Here is an 18,191-nt window from a genome sequence, read left to right on the forward strand (position 1 = left end):
ACACCTGTTTCAGATCCTGTTTAGGCTCTGAGGCAGGCCTTTGCCAAGGCGTCAGGTCCAGTCCAACACCACCTTGCCGGATTGCCCGGACTTCATCGCCGCGAATCCTTGCGCGAAATCGTCAACGGCAAAGTGGTGGGTGATCACGCGACTGACGTCCAGCCCGTTCTGCAACATGGCGATCATCTTGTACCAGGTCTCGAACATCTCGCGCCCATAGACGCCCTTGATGGTGATAGCCTTGAACACGATGCGCGACCAGTCGACCGGAGATTTGCCCGGCGGAATTCCCAGCAGGGCGATCTTGCCGCCCATCACCAGCGCCTCGAACATCTGGTCCAGCGCCGCTTGCGAGCCCGACATTTCAAGGCCCACATCAAAGCCCTGGGTCATGCCCAGTTCGGAAATGACATCCTGCAGGTCCTCGCCGGACACATCGACGGTGCGCACCGTCGGCACCACATGTTCGGCCAGTTTCAGGCGGTCGGGATTGATATCGGTGATCACCACATGCCGGGCACCGGCATGTCGGGCGACGGCGGCGGCCATGATGCCGATGGGACCCGCGCCGGTGATCAGCACATCCTCGCCCAGCAGATCGAAACTCAGAGCCGTATGCACCGCATTGCCCAGCGGGTCGAGGATGGCGCCGATCTCGTCGGGCACATCGTCGGGTAGGGGGACAACGTTGAAGGCGGGCAGTTTCAGGTATTGTGCAAACGCGCCCTGTTCGTTCACACCGATCCCGCGCGTGCCGGGGTCCAGATGAAACTTGCCCGCGCGGCTCTGGCGGCTGTCGGTGGTGATCAGATGCCCCTCGCCCGAGCAGCGCTGACCGATCTCAAGCCCCGTCACGTTGCGCCCGATTTCAACGATTTCCCCGGCGAATTCGTGGCCGGTGATCATCGGGTAAGGCACCGTGGCGGCGGCCCAGTCATCCCAGTTCCAGATATGAATGTCGGTGCCGCAGATGCCGGTCTTGTTGATGCGGATCAGAACCTCGTCCGGGCCGATTTCAGGCACCGGGGCCTGTACCATCCACAACCCCTCCTGAGGTTTTGATTTTTCCAGCGCTTTCATTGTGTTGAGTCGCATCAGGCTCACTCCCACAGATCGGTGGATAGGTATTTCAGGCCGCTGTCGCACATGACGATGGCGATGCAGCCGCCCTTTTCGGGGCCGTTCAGCAGATCGATCGCTGCGGCAAGATTGGCACCCGCAGAATAGCCGGCGAAAATGCCCCCGGTCCGGGCCAGAAGCCGGGCGCAATCGCGCGCGGCCTCGCTGGAAACCGTCAGATGTCCGGCCAGCAGGGTGCCATTCAGGTGAACCAGATCATCCATGGCATAACCGCCGCCTTGAATCGGGTGATCCGGGTTCGATACTGTCTCTCCGGCTAGTGCGCGCGCGCCCATCGGTTCAACGGCGTAACACCGCACATCGTGGCGGTTCAGAAACGCGGCGGCCCCGGCCAATGTGCCGCCGGAACCGGCAAAGTCGCAAAACGCCGTTACGGTGCCATCGGACTGGGCCCAGATTTCCGGCCCGGTCCCGGTTTCATGCGCCGTGGGGTTACCCGAATGCCCGAACTGATCGGCGCGATAAGCCCCGCGTTCTGCTGTGAGACGTCGGGCCTCGATATCGACCAGCTCAAGATCGGCGCCCGAGACCTCACCGGGTTTGCTGCCCTCGGCCTGAGGGACAATGACAACTTCGGCCCCCAATGCCCGCATCATGCGCGCGCGTTCGACCGAGTTTCCCGCGCTCATCACAGCGACAAACGGATGCCCAAGGATGCCGCAGACAATCGCCAGCCCTGTGCCCATATTGCCCGATGTCAGCTCGACCACCGTCTGCCCCGGTGTCAGCGTGCCGTCGGCGCGGTCCTTTTTCGAGAACCCCGGCAGCAGATAGTCCAGCTTGGCCACAATGCGGCCGTCCAGTTCCAACTGCGCGCACAGGCGCGACAGCTCAACCAAAGGCGTGTCGCCGATGGCGTCGATCACCGAGGGCAGGATCATGCGATGATCCCCAGCTCTCTGCCGACCTTGCCAAAGGCGGCCAGCGCGCGGTCCAATTCATCTTTGGTCAGAGCCGCATTCATTTGCGTTCTGATCCGGGCCTGCCCGCGCGGAACCACGGGGAAGAAGAAGCCCGAGACATAGACGCCCTCGTCAAACAGCTTCGCTGCCATTTCTTGCGCCAGCGTTGCTTCACCCAGCATCACCGGAATGATCGGGTGTTCGCCGGGCAGCAGGTCGAAGCCCAGCTTTTCCAGCCCCGCCCGCCAGTATTTGGCGTTGCCGAACAATTGCGCGCGCAGCATGTCGCCGTCTTCGACCAGACGGATCGCTTCCAGACCGGCGGCGACGATGGAGGGCGGCAGCGAGTTCGAGAACAGATAGGGCCGCGCCCGCTGCCGCAGCAGGTCGATCACTGGCTGCGGCCCGGCGATGTAACCGCCGATTGCCCCCCCAAGTGCCTTGCCCAAGGTTCCTGTCAGAATGTCCACATCGACGCCGAAATGGTCCGGTGTGCCTGCGCCGCTCGGCCCCATGAAGCCGGTGGCGTGGCAGTCATCGACCATGACGATGGCATCGTATTTATCGGCCAGCTCTCGAATCTTCGGCAGGTTGGCCAGATAGCCGTCCATCGAGAACACGCCGTCCGTGGCGATCATGATATGCCGCGCCCCATCCTCGCGCGCCTGCTTCAGCCACGCTTCGAGGTCGTTCATGTCGTTGTTCATGTAGCGATAGCGTTTCGCCTTGCACAGCCGCACCCCGTCGATAATCGAGGCATGGTTCAGACTGTCCGAGATGATGGCGTCCTCAGGCCCTAACAAGGGCTCGAACAGCCCCCCGTTCGCATCGAAACAGGCGGCGAACAGAATGGCGTCGTCCTTGTTCAGAAACTTTGCCAGCCGTTGCTCCAGCTCGCGGTGAATGTCCTGTGTGCCGCAGATGAACCGGACCGAGGCCATGCCGAACCCCTTGGGTTCCATCGCGCCCTTGGCGGCCTCGATCAGCGCGGGGTGATCGGCCAGACCCAGATAATTGTTGGCGCACAGATTGATCACCTGCTTGCCGCCCACCGTAATCTCACCGCCCTGAGGCGAGGTGATCATGCGTTCGCGTTTATACAGCCCTTCGGCTTCGATCTGCGCGAGTGTGTCCGTGATATGGGACAGGAATGCATCAGCCATGGCGACCTCCGTTCAACTGAGTCGCACGTCTAACATAGCGGATAGAATTCCCAAATAGGGGAATTACAGTATGCAGGAAAAAAATCCGTGAAGGTGGAAATTCATCCGTTCAGGCGTTTTTTACGATCAGGAAAACCCGGGCCGGGCCTTTGGCACTTATCGAATGGGCGATATCGGCGGCATACCGGGCGGTGTCCCCCTGTTTCAGATCGCTGACCGCCGTGCCCGAGGTGACACGAACCGCGCCTTCCAGCACCGTCAGTTGCTCGCGCGCGCCCCTTGCATGAGGCTGGCTGTTCAGGCTCCCATCGGCCTGAAACTGAATGTCATAGACCTCGTGCCCGCCCGCCTCTTCCGGGGGGGACAGGATGCGAATCCGGCATTTCTCACCCATGTTGTCGATGCTGGGCACTTCGGCCTGACGCAACACTTCGATCTGGTCGGTGGTTTTGGCGTCTTCCAGCAGGCCGGCGAAATCCACCTGCAGGGCGCGCGTCAGGTTCCACAGGGTCGAGATTGTGGGGCTGCTTTCGCCACGCTCGATCTGGCTGACCATGGACCGGGACACGCCGCTGAGATTGGCGACCGCCTCAAGCGACAGACCCTTGGCGCGGCGCGCCTCTTTCAGGCGGGCGGGCAGGCGTGTCAGGATATCGTCTGTATTTTCCGTCATGACGGAATCTCATGCGCGTTGCGCAACGTAATGTCAATTCCGGGCGTGACAGTGAGTCTAATATGAAGATCATGCTGCAAGTGCATAATGCGCGCGGGATTTGGAGGAGAGAACATGACGGACATTGTAATTCTGGACGGTGCGCGCACGGCCATCGGGACCTTTGGCGGCGCTCTGGCCTCGACCGCGCCGATTGATCTGGCGACGGTTGCAACCGAAGCGGCGCTGGAGCGGTCGGGTGTTGAGGGCGCGCAGATCGGACATGTTGTCTTTGGTCATGTGATCAACACAGAACCGCGCGACATGTACTTGTCGCGGGTTGCCGCGATGCAGGCGGGTATTCCGAACGGGACACCGGCGATGAATGTGAACCGGTTGTGCGGGTCGGGGGCGCAGGCGATTGTGTCGGCGGTGCAAGCGCTGATGCTTGGTGATGCCGAGTTTGCGCTGGCGGGCGGCGCCGAGAGCATGTCACGCAGCCCCTATGTCGTGCCGCAGGCGCGTTGGGGGGCGAAGATGGGGGATGTCAAATCGCTGGACATGATGCTGGGCGCGCTGAACTGCCCGTTCGGCACCGGGCATATGGGTGTGACCGCCGAGAATGTGGCGGATGAACATCAGATCAGCCGCGAACAGATGGATGAATTTGCGCTGACCAGTCAGACCCGTGCGGCGGCGGCGATTGAGGCCGGGCATTTCGACAGCCAAATCGCGCCGGTGCAGGTCAAGGTCAAGCGCGACATGGTTGACTTCAAGGTCGATGAACACCCCAAGGCGACAACCGCCGAGGCATTGGCCGGATTGCGCCCGGTGTTCCAGAAGGATGGGCGGGTGACGGCGGGCAATGCCTCGGGCATCAATGACGGCGCGGCGGCGATGGTGCTGGCCACGGCGGATGCGGCAGCGAAAGCGGGTTTGAAACCCAAGGCGCGCGTGATCGGCTATGCCCATGCGGGAGTGCGGCCCGAGGTGATGGGCATCGGCCCTGTCCCGGCGGTGCAGAACCTGTTCAAGAAGACCGGCCTGTCGGCGGATGATTTCGACGTGATCGAAAGCAATGAGGCGTTTGCAGCGCAGGCTTTGGCCGTCAATCAGGAATTGGGTCTGGACGCTGCAAAGGTGAACCCGAATGGCGGCGCGATTGCGCTGGGCCATCCGGTGGGTGCCACCGGGGCTATTATCACACTCAAGGCGCTGTATGAGTTGGAGCGTGTCGGCGGATCGAAAGGTCTGATCACCATGTGCATCGGCGGCGGTCAGGGGATTGCCATCGCCATCGAGCGGCTCTGATTGGAGGTCGGGCGGGGGGCTGTCTGCCCCCCATCGCGCCGTTGGCGCGATTCCCCCCCGAGGATATTTTAGCCAGATGAAGCGGGCGGGTTGGTCTAGCTGAGCGCGAAGATCACCAGTGTCGCGGCTATGCCTGCGGCCGCGCCGATCGCTGCCGGCAATAGATTTGCGATGAAGCCCGGGGTCTTTGGGTCGTCTTTTTGGGTCTGGGCAATCAGGGCATTTTCCACCAGTCCCGGCAGGCGGGGGCCGAACCGGGCCAGCACCAGGGCAGTTTTGCCGAAATCGCGCAGGGCGGCGCGGGGACCAATGGATTGTTTGATGTAGTCCTCGACCACCGGGCGGGCGACCTCCCAGATGTTCATGTGATCGTCGAGTGAGCGGGCGACGCCTTCGACCACCACCATGGTGCGCTGCAGCAGGATCAGCTCGGTCCGGGTTTCCATGCCGAACCGTTCGGTGACCTCGAACAGGTAGCTCAGCAACCGGCCCATCGAGATATGGGTGGCGTCCATGCCGAAAATCGGTTCGCCCACAGCGCGCAGGGCGCGGGCGAATTCGTCGACGTCCTGATTGGCCGGAACATAGCCCGCTTCGAAATGCACCTCGGCCACGCGTTTGTAGTCGCGACGGATGAAACCGAACAGTATCTCGGCATATACCCGGCGGGTGTACTCGTCGATATGGCCCATGATGCCGTAATCATAGGCGATGATATCGCCGTTGGCGGCGACCTTCAGATTGCCCTGATGCATGTCTGCGTGGAAATAGCCGTCGCGCAAGGCGTGCAACAGGAACATACGCAGGACGCGCTCGGCCAGATCGCGGCGGTTGTGACCGGCGGCGTCCAGCGCGTCATTGTCGCCCAGCGGGATGCCATCCGCCCAGCTGAGCGTCATCACCCGGCGCGCGGACAGAGACCACACGACGGGCGGCAGCCAGAATCCGGCGTCGTCCTTGGTGTTGGCGGCGTATTCCGAGGCGGCGGCGCTTTCCAGACGCAGGTCAAGCTCACCGCGCACCACGCCGTCGAAATGCTCGATCACCTCCATCGGGCGCAAGCGGCGCGCTCCGGGGGCGAACAGCTGCACGATGCGGGCGGCGAAATAGAAGGCATCCACATCCTTGCGGAAGGCGCGTTCGATGTTGGGGCGCAGCACCTTGACGGCGACATCTTCACCGGTGCTGACCAGTTTGGCCTTGTGGACCTGCGCGATGGATGCGGCGGCGATGGGCTCGCTGAAATCGCTGAACATCTCGGCGACGGGCTGGCCCAGTTCCTTTTCCACCTCGGCCATCGCTTCGGCCTTCGAGAATGGCGGCAGCTTGTCCTGCAGCACGCGCAGCTGCTCGGCCAGTTCGTTGCCGACCACGTCAGGGCGGGTCGAAAGCACCTGACCGAACTTGATGTAAGCCGGACCCAGCGCGGTCAGCGCCCGCGTGGCAGGCGGCATGTCGGGATCGCCCTTGTAGCCCAGCCATTGGAACGGCTTGCCCAGCGTATGGGCCAGAATGCGAATGGCGCGCGGCGCTTCGAACGCGTCCAGCACCACATTCATGGCGCCCGTACGCTCCAGCGTGGCGCCCGTGCGGATCAGGCGGATGATGTTATGGGGACCGCGCATCTAGATCTTCCAGCCGGAATGCAGCGCGGCAATGCCCATGCTCAGGTTGCGGTATTTGGCGTTTTCGAATCCGGCGGCACGGACCATGCCCAGGAAGGTCTCCTGATCGGGGAACTTGCGGATCGATTCGACCAGATACTGGTAGCTGTCGTAATCATTGGCGATCAGCTTGCCCATGCGCGGGATGACGTTGAAACTGTAAAGATCATAGAGCTTTTGCAACCCGTCATTGGGCAACTGGCTGAATTCCAGCACCATCAGGCGACCACCGGGCTTCAGTACGCGGAACGCCTCGTTCAGTGCCTCTTGTGGACGGGTGACGTTCCGGATGCCGAACGAGATGGTGTAGACGTCGAAGGTGTTGTCCTCGAAGGGCAGGGACATCGCGTCGCCCACCACCCAGTTCAGGCTGTCGGACATCTGATCGGCCTCGGCGCGCTGGCGGCCTTCGATCAGCATCGGTTCGGTCAGGTCCAGAACGGTGGCATGGCCGTGGCCTGCGCGTTTCAGGAAGCGGAACGAGATATCGCCGGTGCCGCCCGCCACATCCAGCAGCCGCTGACCGGGGCGCGGGGCCAGCCAGTCCATCATCGCGTCTTTCCAGACCCGGTGGATGCCCATCGACATCACGTCGTTCATCACATCGTATTTCGAGGCGACCGAGTTGAACACGCCCTGCACGCGCCCGGCCTTGTCGGCCTCGCGCACGGTTTCGAACCCGAAATGAGTGGTCTTGTCGTTGGTGTCGGACATTTGCCTTGCCGTTCGTCGAATTTCGCCTCTGTTATAGGGCGATAAGAGGCGGGCACAATGCGGCCCTTTGGAATAGGAGCCATGTAATGCCTGAATTGCCCGAGGTCGAGACAGTAAGACGCGGCCTGAGCCCTGCGATGGAGGGCGTGGTGATCGAAAAGGCCGATGTGAACCGCCCCGATCTGCGCTGGCCCTTCCCCGACCGGATGGCCGAGCGTCTGACGGGCCAACGGGTGGAGCGGATGCGTCGGCGGTCGAAATACATCCTCGCCGATCTCAGCAGCGGTGAGACGCTGTTGATTCATCTGGGCATGTCGGGGCGGATGACGGTGTCGGGTGACCCGCTGGGGCAGTATGCGCATGAACATCCGATGGCGCAAAAACATGATCATGTGGTGTTTCACATGGCCAATGGCGCGCGCATTACCTTCAACGACCCGCGCCGGTTCGGGGCGATGGATCTGCTGTCCACGGCGACGGCAGAGCAGCACAAGCTGCTGTCGGTGCTGGGGCCGGAACCTTTGGGCAATGATTTCCACGAACAGCACCTGATCGACGCGTTCAAGGGCAAGAACAGCCCGGTCAAATCGGCGCTTCTGGATCAGGGAATCGTTGCCGGATTGGGCAATATCTATGTTTGTGAGGCGCTTTATCGCGGCCGAGTGTCGCCACGTCGCAAAGCCGGACAGATTTCTGCACCCCGGGTTGCGGCGCTGGTTCCGATCATCCGTCAGGTGCTGCGGGACGCTATCGAAGCGGGTGGATCATCGCTTCGCGATTTCCGCCAAGCCGATGGAGAACTTGGATATTTTCAGCACAGCTTTGATGTCTACGGGCGCGAAAACGAACCCTGTCGCACCGATGGATGCGGTGCGCCAATTCGCAGAATCACCCAGTCCGGTCGCTCATCCTTCTATTGCGCGCAATGCCAAAGATGACTTGATCCAGCGAAATCGCGTGGTAAGGAATCGTACCTGAACGGAACAACCGAAAGCTCAGACCTCATGGCTTTTGAGACGATCATCGTCGAAATCGAAGACCACGTCGCCCTTATCAAGCTCAACCGCCCTGACGCGATGAACGCGCTGAACACCCAGCTGCTGAGCGAGCTGTGCGAGGCGCTTGAAGACGCGGATGGCAATGACAAGGTGCGCTGCATCGTAATCACCGGATCGGAGAAGGCCTTCGCCGCCGGAGCGGACATCAAGGAAATGTCCGAGATGAGCTTCGTTGATGTATTCAACGTCAACCTGTTTGCCGACGCCAATGATCGTGTCTCGGCCATCCGCAAACCGATTATCGCCGCCGTTGCCGGTTACGCGCTGGGCGGCGGGTGTGAACTGGCGATGCTGTGCGATTTCATCATCGCGGCGGATACAGCCAAATTCGGCCAGCCCGAGATCAATCTGGGTGTCATCGCAGGCCTTGGTGGCAGCCAGCGTCTGACGCGCTTTGTCGGCAAGTCCAAGTCGATGGACATGAACCTGACAGGCCGCTTCATGGACGCGGAAGAGGCCGAGCGGGCCGGGCTGGTCAGCCGGGTGGTTCCGGCCAAGAAGCTGATCGAAGAGGCCACCGGGGCGGCGCAGAAGATCGCCGAGAAATCTCAGATCACCGCGCTGGCGGCCAAAGAAGCGGTCAACCGCAGCTATGAGATGCCGTTGAGCGAAGGCATGCTGTTTGAGCGCCGGGTGTTCCATTCGATGTTTGCAACAGAAGATCAGAAAGAGGGCATGGCCGCCTTCCTTGAAAAACGCGCGGCCCAGTTCCGCGATAAGTAAATCCCTTTGCGGTTTCGGGATCAGGCGGGCGCGGCCCGCCTTTTTCATGGCTGCCATGCGTGGCGCAAGAATCGGCTTGGCAAACCCCGACAACTTGGATAGTAAGCGCCGCTATACATGCGCGTGCGGCCCGCCTGGCCCGACTCACACTCGTGATTTCTGATCCGGTGCGGATAATTCCGTGGCGCGCAACCTAAAGATAACCGTACCGAACACGAAGGTCAGAGACACATGGCAAATTCGCCCCAGGCAAAGAAGCGCGCCCGTCAGAACGAAAAGCGTTTCGCCGTAAACAAAGCACGCCGTTCGCGCATCCGCACCTATCTGCGCAAAGTTGAAGAAGCGATCGCATCCGGTGACAAGGACGCGGCTACCGCAGCCCTGCGCGCCGCTCAGCCCGAGCTGATGCGTGGCGTCACCAAAGGCGTCTTCCACAAGAACACCGCATCGCGCAAGATGTCGCGCCTGTCGGCACGCGTCAAAGCGCTGGGCTGATTCTGTGGGAAAACGCGTCAAGCGTTGATCTGCAAAAAAGGCGCCGCTCATTGCGGCGCCTTTTTCATTGTTGCCGGAAAGCCGCGCCTTCACGAAACCGAGAGATTCTTTCGGCGTGAACCGCGAGTCAATATCAGAGTTTCGTTGCCCGCCCCTATCGCCTGTTGTTACCACTGTATCAGCGATTCACTCGCTTGGGGGGACAGGCTGTTCCATTGATCTGACCGACGGGCATCGGGAAGGTTTCGGGACGAATGTTCGAAAACCGGCTGCGGCCGGGTGGACGATCTGCTCTGGATATCGGGTTTCCCGGCTATCCTAGCCCTGTCGAAAAATTGGAATGTCATGCACATCCCGGGCACAGGGTGTGCTCCCTTTTTGGGGATGATGCGTATTGGTTTACGCTGATGTTCAACTTTACCCGCCAAACCATGCGGTTTGGTGCAGGGTACCCGTGTGTGTGAGCGCAATAAGACCGGTTTTCCGGGACATATCAATAAGGCCGGAAGGCCAATAAAGATGGGATGCGTGAGGCGCCGAATGACACAAGAGAAGTGGGGACAGCTGCGAAACAAGTTGATGAAGGTTGTTGGTAAGAACAACTTCACCACCTGGATCGAGCCTCTGAAGTTTGAAGAGCTGCAGGACGGTGTGGCGGTTTTTTCGGCACCGACCAATTTCATGGGCAATTACGTCAGCCAGAATTTCGCCGACCTCATTCTGTATGAGCTGAACACCGCGGGCGAGTCCGTGCAGCGTCTGGCCTTCCGCACTGCGGCCAATTCTCCGGCGCGCCCGGCGCAGACCGAGGCGCCTCAGCCCGAGACCGCCCCGCGCCCCGCCATGGTCGATACGTCAAATGATGCGCTTGAGGCGCTGCAGGCCGCGCCGCTGGATGCGCGCTTTACCTTTGACAGTTTCGTTGTCGGCAAACCCAACGAACTGGCCCATGCCGCTGCGCGCCGGGTGTCCGAAGGTGGCCCCGTCACCTTCAACCCGCTGGTTCTGTATGGCGGCGTTGGGCTGGGTAAGACCCACCTGATGCACGCCATCGCGTGGGAGCTGAAGACCAAACACCCCGAACTGAACGTGCTCTACCTGTCTGCCGAACAGTTCATGTACCGCTTTGTCCAGGCCCTGCGCGAACGCCGGATGATGGATTTCAAACATCTGTTCCGTTCGGTCGATGTGCTGATGGTCGATGACGTGCAGTTTATCGCCGGCAAGGATTCGACGCAGGAAGAGTTCTTTCACACGTTCAACGCGCTGGTGGATCAGAACAAGCAGATCATCATTTCGGCCGACCGTGCCCCGGGTGAGATCAAGGACCTTGAGGATCGCGTGAAATCGCGCCTGCAATGCGGGCTGGTCGTCGACCTGCATCCCACCGATTACGAATTGCGTCTGGGCATCCTGCAGAACAAGGTGCAGCAATACAGCAGCACCTATCCCGATCTGACCATCTCGGATGGGGTGCTGGAATTCCTTGCCCATCGTATCTCGACCAATGTGCGGGTGCTTGAGGGGGCGCTGACCCGGCTGTTCGCCTTCGCGTCGCTGGTCGGGCGCGAAATCGACATGGAGCTGACGCAGGATTGTCTGGCCGACGTGCTGCGCGCGTCCGAGCGCAAGATCACCGTCGAAGAGATCCAGCGCAAGGTGTCCGAATATTACAACATCCGCATGTCCGACATCATCGGCCCCAAACGCCTGCGGTCCTATGCCCGCCCGCGTCAGGTGGCGATGTACCTGTGCAAGCAACTGACCAGCCGCTCGCTGCCGGAAATCGGCCGCCGCTTTGGCGGGCGCGATCACACCACGGTCATGCATGGCGTCAAACGCATCGAAGAGCTGAAGACAACCGATGGGCAGATCGCCGAAGATGTCGAGATGCTGCGCCGGTCGCTCGAAGCCTGATCCGCGCCACTTTCCAGAAAACGCCCCGGATACTCACGCCCGGGGCGTTTTCTTGTGCGCCATAATCCACGGTCGGCCCCGAACTGACGTCTTGCGGGCACGCGCCCCTTGACGCTGTGGGTATTCCGACCCAGAAATCCATAAAAAATCCTTGTGCCTCAGGGCTGAGACGCTAACGTGCCAGTCCCGCCCATGTTGCACGCAAGTCAGAGGAATTGAGGGTATGAAGATCAGCATCGAACGCGGCACCCTTCTCAAGGCCGTTTCGCAGGCCCAATCCGTGGTGGAGCGTCGCAATACCATCCCGATCCTGGCCAATGTACTGATCGAGGCCGAAGGCGATCAGGTTCAGTTCCGCGCCACCGATCTGGATATCGAAGTGGTCGATAAGGCCCCCGCGCAGGTCGAAAAGGCCGGCGCAACCACGGTGGCCGCCACCACGCTGCATGAGATCGTGCGCAAACTGCCCGACGGGGCGCTGGTGACCCTGACCGCAGACAGCGCCGCAGGGCGTCTGACGGTTGAGGCAGGGCGGTCGAATTTCTCGCTGGCGACGCTGCCAAAAGAAGACTTCCCGGTCATGGCGTCCTCGGAATACGCGTCCAACTTCACCGCCTCGGCGGCGCTATTGCGGCGGTTGTTCGACAAATCGAAATTCGCCATCTCGACAGAAGAGACGCGGTACTATCTGAACGGCGTCTATATGCATGTCACCGACGGCCCCGAAGGCGGCAAGGTGCTGCGCTGCGTGGCCACCGATGGTCACCGTCTGGCGCGCATCGACGCCGATTGCCCCGAGGGTGCGGCGGATATGCCCGGCGTCATCGTGCCACGCAAGACCGTAGGTGAGCTGCGCAAGCTGCTGGACGACGACGAGATGGACATCGCTGTATCGGTCAGCGAAACCAAGGTACGTTTTGCCACGCCCGATATCACCCTGACCTCGAAAGTGATTGACGGCACCTTCCCCGACTACACCCGAGTCATTCCGCAGGGCAACACCCGCAAGCTGGAAGTGGACGCCGCCGAGTTTGCGCAGGCGGTGGATCGGGTGGCGACGGTTTCTTCGGAACGCTCGCGCGCGGTGAAACTGCAACTGGACGGCGACAAGCTGGTGCTGTCGGTGAATGCTCCGGACAGCGGCGCGGCTGAGGAAGAGCTGGCCGTAGCCTATGGCGATGAGCGGCTGGAGATCGGGTTCAACGCCAAATATCTGCTGGAGATTGCATCTCAGGTAGATCGTGAGAACGCGGTGTTCATGTTCAACTCGGCCGGTGATCCGACGCTGATGCGTGAGGGCAATGACCAGAGCGCGGTTTACGTTGTCATGCCGATGCGCGTCTGATCGCGCTGGCGCGCGATGCCTCCGGCGGGAGTATTTTTGAAAAGATGAAGGGAGGGGTCATGGGATTGGCCCTGACCGAGCTTACGGTCTCGCATTTTCGGTCTCACAAGCTGGCGCGGTTATCTTTAGATGGGCGGCCGGTGGCGATTCATGGGCCGAACGGGGCGGGTAAGACCAATATTCTGGAAGCGGTGTCTTTGTTTTCGCCGGGGCGCGGGATGCGGCGGGCAAGTGCGGCCGAGATGACGCGACGCCCCGAGGCGCTGGGATGGAAGCTGTCCGGGCTGTTGCAGGCGCAGGGGCAGCAATACGAGATCGAGACCTGGTCCGAAGGTGGCGCAGCGCGTCAGGTGCGCATTGACGACAAGGCCGCCAGCCAGATTGATCTGGGCAAGCTGGCGCGGGTGGTTTGGCTGATGCCATCGATGGACCGGCTGTGGATCGAAGGCGCGGAAGGGCGGCGGCGGTTTCTGGACCGGATCGTGCTGAGTTTCGATCCCTCGCACGCCGAGGCCTCTCTGACCTATGAAAAGGCCATGCGCGAACGCAATCGGCTGCTGAAAGAACAGATTCGGGATGCCCATTGGTATGCCGCCCTGGAAGGGCAGATGGCCGAGACAGGGCACCGGATACACGCGGCGCGGTTGGCCGCACTGGATCACCTGCGAGCGGCGCAGGAACAGGCCGAGACCGCGTTTCCATCGGCGGAGTTGGAACTGATACAGACCGAAGGCGCGATGCCAGCGACGCCGGAGGATTTGCGCGAGGCGCTGAACGAAAGCCGGTTTCGCGATCTGGCGGCGGGGCGCACTTTGGTCGGGCCGCATCGGTCGGATTTGTATGGTGTGTTTGCCGCAAAGGGCGTGCCTGCCAAGGATTGTTCGACCGGCGAGCAGAAGGCGCTGCTGGTTTCGCTGATCCTGTCCAACGCGCGGGCGCTGGCCGGGATGGTGGGGGCACCTCCGATCGTGTTGCTGGATGAGGTCGCCGCGCATCTGGATGCCGGGCGGCGCGCGGCGTTGTTTGACGAGATCTGCGCGCTGAGCGCTCAGGCCTGGATGACGGGCACCGGGCCTGAGCTGTTTGCGGAACTGGGTGACCGGGCGCAGACGCTGGTTGTCACCGAAGGCGACGCGGGCTCGGTCGTGACCGCTTAGGCGGGTTCGCCGACTTTGCGTTCCCACAGGAAGCCGCGCATCACCTCATCAACCGGAGTTTTGGCCATGTGATTGACGTAGTTCGACATGGTTTTCTGTGCCAGGCCCAAGACCACATCCAGCACCGCGCGGTGCGAATAGCCGGCATCGAAGAAGGCCTGCATCTGTTCGTCGGTGACGTTGCCGCGGGTTTCCATCATCTGCAGGGTGAAGGTCCGCAATGCTTCAAGCTTTGCCGACGGCAGCGGGGTTTCGTTGCGCAGCGCTTCGGTGATGTCGTCCGAGACCTTCATCATCTTGGCAATGCCGGTATGGGCGGGCACACAATAGTGGCATTCGTTTTCCACGTTGATGGTCTGCCAGACAACGGTTTTTTCGTCATTGTCGAAATCGGTCTGCAGAAACAGGTGGTGCAGAACCTGATAACCTTCCAGATGCTGAGGGCTTTCTGCCATCACCTTGTGCAGGCCAGGCAGGCGGCCAAAGGCGGCCTGCGACTTTTCCAGCAGCGGTTTTGAGCCTTCGGGGGCGGTGGTCAGGTCGTGAGAGGGGAAGTTGGCCATGTCGGAACTCCTGATTTTTTGGGTAACAGGTCGTATCTAGGGTTTTTTGAGTGATCACTCAAGTATATATTTGAGCGAGCGTTCAAGAATTGGTGTCAACAATGCCCCGCAAACCTACCTATGACCGAGACGCGCTGATCGCGCAGGCCCGAGATCTGTTCTGGCGTCATGGCTGGGCAGGGACGTCGCTGAAAGATCTGGAAAGGGAGTTAAAGCTGAAGCCCGGCAGCTTCTATGCGGCGTTTGGATCGAAAGATGCGCTCTATGCGCTGGCGCTTGAGCGCTATGCGCAGGACGGGGTGGCGCGCTTGACGGCGCTGGCGGATGAGTTGGGGCCGAAGGCCGCGCTGCAGATCCAGCCGCGCCGGGTGATCGAGGATACAACCTCGCCAACGCGGGCCTGCATGCTGGCCAAGACCTATGCCGAACTTCAGGCCAAAGATCATGCGCTGGCGGCAAAGGCCAGTGCCTCTCTGGGGCAGATGAAAGCGTGTTTTGCAGACCTGTTCCGCAGGGCGCAGAAGGCAGGCGAAATTGGTGCGGATCACGACCCGGAGCGCCTTGCTGCGCGGTATCAGTCGGACCTGCTGGGCCTGCGCTTGTCGGCGGAACGCAGCGATGTGGATGCGCAGGCGATTGCGGCGGATATCGCGGCGGATATCGACCGTTTGTGACGCGCGGATTTTCCTCCGAAACAACCACAAAATATTGGGGTACCACGTGACATTCCCCACCAGAAAACGTATAAATTACCAAAATAATATAGGTACTGACTGAATGTCCGAAGACGCACAGGCCCCACAAGAATACGGCGCAGATTCCATCAAAGTTCTCAAAGGGTTGGAGGCGGTTCGCAAACGCCCCGGCATGTATATCGGGGACACCGACGATGGCTCGGGCCTGCACCATATGGTGTATGAAGTTGTCGACAACGGGATTGACGAGGCTCTGGCCGGTCACGCCGACCATGTGACGGTGAAAATCCACGCCGATTCCAGCGTTTCGGTCAGTGACAACGGGCGTGGAATTCCGGTCGATATCCACCCCGAAGAGGGCGTTTCGGCGGCCGAGGTCATCATGACCCAGCTGCATGCGGGCGGGAAGTTCGACAGCAACTCGTACAAGGTATCGGGCGGTCTGCACGGTGTGGGCGTTTCGGTGGTGAACGCCCTGTCGAATTGGCTGGAGCTGCGCATCTGGCGCGCGGGCAAGGAACATGTCGCGCGCTTTGAGGGCGGTGAAACGGCAGAACATCTGAAAGTCGTAGGCGAATGCGGCGACCGGACCGGGACCGAGGTACGGTTTCTGGCCTCGACCGACACGTTTTCGAACCTCGAATACTCGTTCGAAACGTTGGAAAAACGACTGCGCGAACTGGCCTTCCTGAATTCGGGCGTCCGCATCATCCTGATCGACGAGCGCCCTGCGGAACGGCTGGAGACCGAGCTGTTTTACGAAGGCGGCGTCAAGGAATTCGTCAAATACCTCGACCGGTCGAAAACCCCGGCGATGCCCGAGCCCATCTATATCAAGGGCGAGCGCGACGATATCGGCGTGGAAATCGCCATGTGGTGGAATGACAGCTATCACGAGACGGTGCTGCCCTTCACCAACAACATCCCGCAGCGCGATGGCGGCACCCATGTGGCCGGATTCCGCGGCGCGCTGACCCGGACGATCAACAACTATGCGCAATCCAGCGGCATTGCAAAGAAGGAAAAGGTCAGCTTCACCGGCGATGACGCGCGCGAAGGTCTGACCTGCGTGCTGTCGGTCAAGGTGCCCGATCCCAAGTTCTCATCACAGACCAAGGATAAGCTGGTCAGTTCCGAAGTCCGCCCGGCGGTCGAAGGGCTGATGAATGAAAAACTGGCCGAGTGGTTCGAGGAAAACCCGAACGAGGCCAAGGCAATTGTCGGCAAGATCATCGAGGCCGCGCTGGCTCGTGAGGCTGCCCGCAAGGCCCGTGAACTGACCCGCCGCAAGACGGCTATGGATGTGAACTATCTGGCCGGCAAGCTGAAGGATTGTTCCGAGAAGGACCCATCCAAGACCGAAGTCTTTCTGGTCGAGGGGGACTCGGCCGGTGGTTCCGCCCAGACCGGCCGCGACCGACTGACTCAGGCGGTTCTGCCCCTGCGCGGGAAGATTCTGAACGTGGAACGGGCGCGGTTCGACCGGATGCTGTCGTCTCAGGAAATCGGCAATCTGGTGATGGCGCTGGGCACCGGCATTGGCCGCGATGAGTTCAACATCGAAAAACTGCGTTACCACAAGATCGTCATCATGACTGACGCCGATGTGGATGGCGCACACATTCGCACCCTGCTGCTGACCTTCTTCTACCGGCAGATGCCGGAACTGATCGAGGGCGGCTATCTCTATATCGCCCAACCGCCGCTGTATAAAGTTTCCCGTGGCAAATCAGAGGTTTACCTGAAGGATCAGGCCGCGCTGGATGATTATCTGATCAACCAAGGCGTCGAGGGCGCGGTGCTGAAACTGGGCTCGGGCGAGGAAATCATCGGGCAGGACCTGACCCGCGTGGTCGACGAAGCGCGTCAGCTAAAGCGCGTGCTGGACGCCTTCCCGACGCATTACCCACGCCACATTCTGGAACAGGCCGCCGTTGCCGGGGCTTTCGTGCCCGGCGCGGTCGATGCCGACCTGCAAGGCGTGGCCGACAAGGTCGCCACCCGTCTCGACCTGATCGCGCTGGAATACGAACGCGGCTGGCAGGGTCGGATCACTCAGGATCACGGCATCCGTCTCGCCCGCATCCTGCGCGGCGTCGAAGAGGTGCGCACGCTGGATGGCCCCATGCTGCGCTCGGGCGAAGCGCGCAAGACCGGCAGTTTCACCCAAAGCCTGCAAGAGGTCTACAACACCCCCGCAACACTGATCCGTCGCGACCGATCTCAGGTTATCCACGGCCCGCTGGACCTGCTGCGCGCCATTCTGGACGAGGGCGAAAAGGGTCTGTCGTTGCAGCGCTACAAGGGTCTGGGCGAGATGAATCCCGATCAGCTGTGGGAAACCACGCTGGACCCCGATGCGCGCACCCTGCTGCAGGTGCGGGTGGACGACATGGTCGAGGCCGACGATCTGTTCACCAAGCTGATGGGCGACGTTGTTGAGCCGCGACGGGAGTTCATTCAGCAAAACGCATTGAGCGTCGAGAATTTGGATTTTTAGGAGATTGTAGGTGTAGGGACGCGCACAAACCTACACGCGCCGCATAAGTTTGCAGGATTTCCCCATAAGCCTGCATGCTTTCCTGCATTTTGAGAAATATCTGGGCGATTTCCATTTAAAGTTGATTAAGGATAGTGTGTCAAAGGCGCGCTATTGCTTTAGCGACCCAATGAGGCAACCATCGGTAAGCGT

At 60.9% G+C, this 18,191-nt stretch carries 16 protein-coding genes; 9 read left to right on the forward strand and 7 right to left on the reverse strand.

What is annotated here, in order from left to right:
• Positions 1–51: 51 nt before the first annotated feature.
• The 4 genes from tdh to ACR0K9_RS17035 form a co-directional block, all read right to left on the reverse strand.
• Positions 52–1,080, reverse strand: coding sequence for an L-threonine 3-dehydrogenase (tdh, locus tag ACR0K9_RS17020; protein ID WP_480825013.1), 1,029 nt, complete (start codon positions 1,078–1,080; stop codon positions 52–54).
• Between the two features lie 20 nt (positions 1,081–1,100).
• Positions 1,101–2,021, reverse strand: coding sequence for a PLP-dependent cysteine synthase family protein (locus ACR0K9_RS17025; RefSeq protein WP_480824969.1), 921 nt, complete (start codon positions 2,019–2,021; stop codon positions 1,101–1,103).
• Entirely contained in the window at positions 2,018–3,205 is a 1,188-nt protein-coding gene (locus ACR0K9_RS17030) for a glycine C-acetyltransferase (RefSeq protein ID WP_480824971.1), read from the reverse strand. Before ACR0K9_RS17030 ends, ACR0K9_RS17025 begins: the two co-directional genes overlap by 4 nt.
• A 109-nt stretch (positions 3,206–3,314) precedes the next feature.
• Complete coding sequence (locus ACR0K9_RS17035) at positions 3,315–3,878, reverse strand: helix-turn-helix domain-containing protein (RefSeq protein ID WP_480824973.1); 564 nt, start codon at positions 3,876–3,878, stop codon at positions 3,315–3,317.
• A gap of 114 nt (positions 3,879–3,992) precedes the next feature.
• Here ACR0K9_RS17035 and ACR0K9_RS17040 point away from each other — a divergent pair, with 114 nt between their 5' ends.
• A complete protein-coding gene (locus tag ACR0K9_RS17040) occupies positions 3,993–5,168 on the forward strand; it encodes an acetyl-CoA C-acyltransferase family protein (RefSeq protein WP_480824975.1) in 1,176 nt (391 codons plus the stop codon).
• A gap of 95 nt (positions 5,169–5,263) precedes the next feature.
• Here the strand turns inward: ACR0K9_RS17040 and ubiB are convergent, their stop codons facing one another.
• On the reverse strand, positions 5,264–6,793 hold the full coding sequence (gene ubiB / locus ACR0K9_RS17045; protein WP_480824977.1) for a 2-polyprenylphenol 6-hydroxylase: 1,530 nt from the start codon (positions 6,791–6,793) through the stop codon (positions 5,264–5,266).
• The gene (ubiE, locus tag ACR0K9_RS17050; RefSeq protein ID WP_480824979.1) at positions 6,794–7,546 is read right to left on the reverse strand and encodes a bifunctional demethylmenaquinone methyltransferase/2-methoxy-6-polyprenyl-1,4-benzoquinol methylase UbiE; all 753 of its coding nucleotides are present in this window, start codon (positions 7,544–7,546) and stop codon (positions 6,794–6,796) included.
• 86 nt (positions 7,547–7,632) lie between these two features.
• Between ubiE and mutM the strand changes: the two genes are divergently transcribed.
• The 6 genes from mutM to recF all read left to right on the forward strand — a co-directional run bounded on the left by mutM (position 7,633) and on the right by recF (position 14,241).
• The gene (gene mutM, locus ACR0K9_RS17055; protein WP_480824981.1) at positions 7,633–8,484 is read left to right on the forward strand and encodes a bifunctional DNA-formamidopyrimidine glycosylase/DNA-(apurinic or apyrimidinic site) lyase; all 852 of its coding nucleotides are present in this window, start codon (positions 7,633–7,635) and stop codon (positions 8,482–8,484) included.
• A 66-nt stretch (positions 8,485–8,550) separates the two neighbouring features.
• Positions 8,551–9,327 carry an enoyl-CoA hydratase gene (locus ACR0K9_RS17060; protein WP_480535303.1) on the forward strand — a complete coding sequence of 259 codons (777 nt, stop codon included), beginning with the start codon at positions 8,551–8,553 and terminating at the stop codon, positions 9,325–9,327.
• A 231-nt stretch (positions 9,328–9,558) separates the two neighbouring features.
• Positions 9,559–9,822, forward strand: coding sequence for a 30S ribosomal protein S20 (rpsT, locus tag ACR0K9_RS17065; protein WP_142638226.1), 264 nt, complete (start codon positions 9,559–9,561; stop codon positions 9,820–9,822).
• A 540-nt stretch (positions 9,823–10,362) separates the two neighbouring features.
• On the forward strand, positions 10,363–11,739 hold the full coding sequence (gene dnaA / locus ACR0K9_RS17070) for a chromosomal replication initiator protein DnaA (RefSeq protein ID WP_480824983.1): 1,377 nt from the start codon (positions 10,363–10,365) through the stop codon (positions 11,737–11,739).
• Between the two features lie 223 nt (positions 11,740–11,962).
• Positions 11,963–13,084, forward strand: a complete 1,122-nt coding sequence (gene dnaN, locus ACR0K9_RS17075) for a DNA polymerase III subunit beta (protein ID WP_480535301.1) — start codon at positions 11,963–11,965, stop codon at positions 13,082–13,084.
• A gap of 59 nt (positions 13,085–13,143) precedes the next feature.
• The gene (gene recF, locus ACR0K9_RS17080; RefSeq protein WP_480824985.1) at positions 13,144–14,241 is read left to right on the forward strand and encodes a DNA replication/repair protein RecF; all 1,098 of its coding nucleotides are present in this window, start codon (positions 13,144–13,146) and stop codon (positions 14,239–14,241) included.
• On the opposite strand, the gene ACR0K9_RS17085 is transcribed toward recF, so the two are convergent.
• Positions 14,238–14,804, reverse strand: a complete 567-nt coding sequence (locus ACR0K9_RS17085) for a carboxymuconolactone decarboxylase family protein (protein WP_480824987.1) — start codon at positions 14,802–14,804, stop codon at positions 14,238–14,240. The two genes, recF and ACR0K9_RS17085, sit on opposite strands and share 4 nt — an antisense overlap.
• Before the next feature lie 101 nt (positions 14,805–14,905).
• Between ACR0K9_RS17085 and ACR0K9_RS17090 the strand changes: the two genes are divergently transcribed.
• Positions 14,906–15,478, forward strand: coding sequence for a TetR/AcrR family transcriptional regulator (locus ACR0K9_RS17090; RefSeq protein WP_480824989.1), 573 nt, complete (start codon positions 14,906–14,908; stop codon positions 15,476–15,478).
• Positions 15,479–15,581: 103 nt separating this feature from the next.
• Positions 15,582–17,999: a DNA topoisomerase (ATP-hydrolyzing) subunit B gene (gene gyrB, locus ACR0K9_RS17095; RefSeq protein ID WP_480535297.1), complete on the forward strand. Its 2,418-nt coding sequence runs from the start codon at positions 15,582–15,584 to the stop codon at positions 17,997–17,999.
• Positions 18,000–18,191 lie beyond the last annotated feature (192 nt).

The organism is Ruegeria sp. L12, from assembly GCF_056531745.1.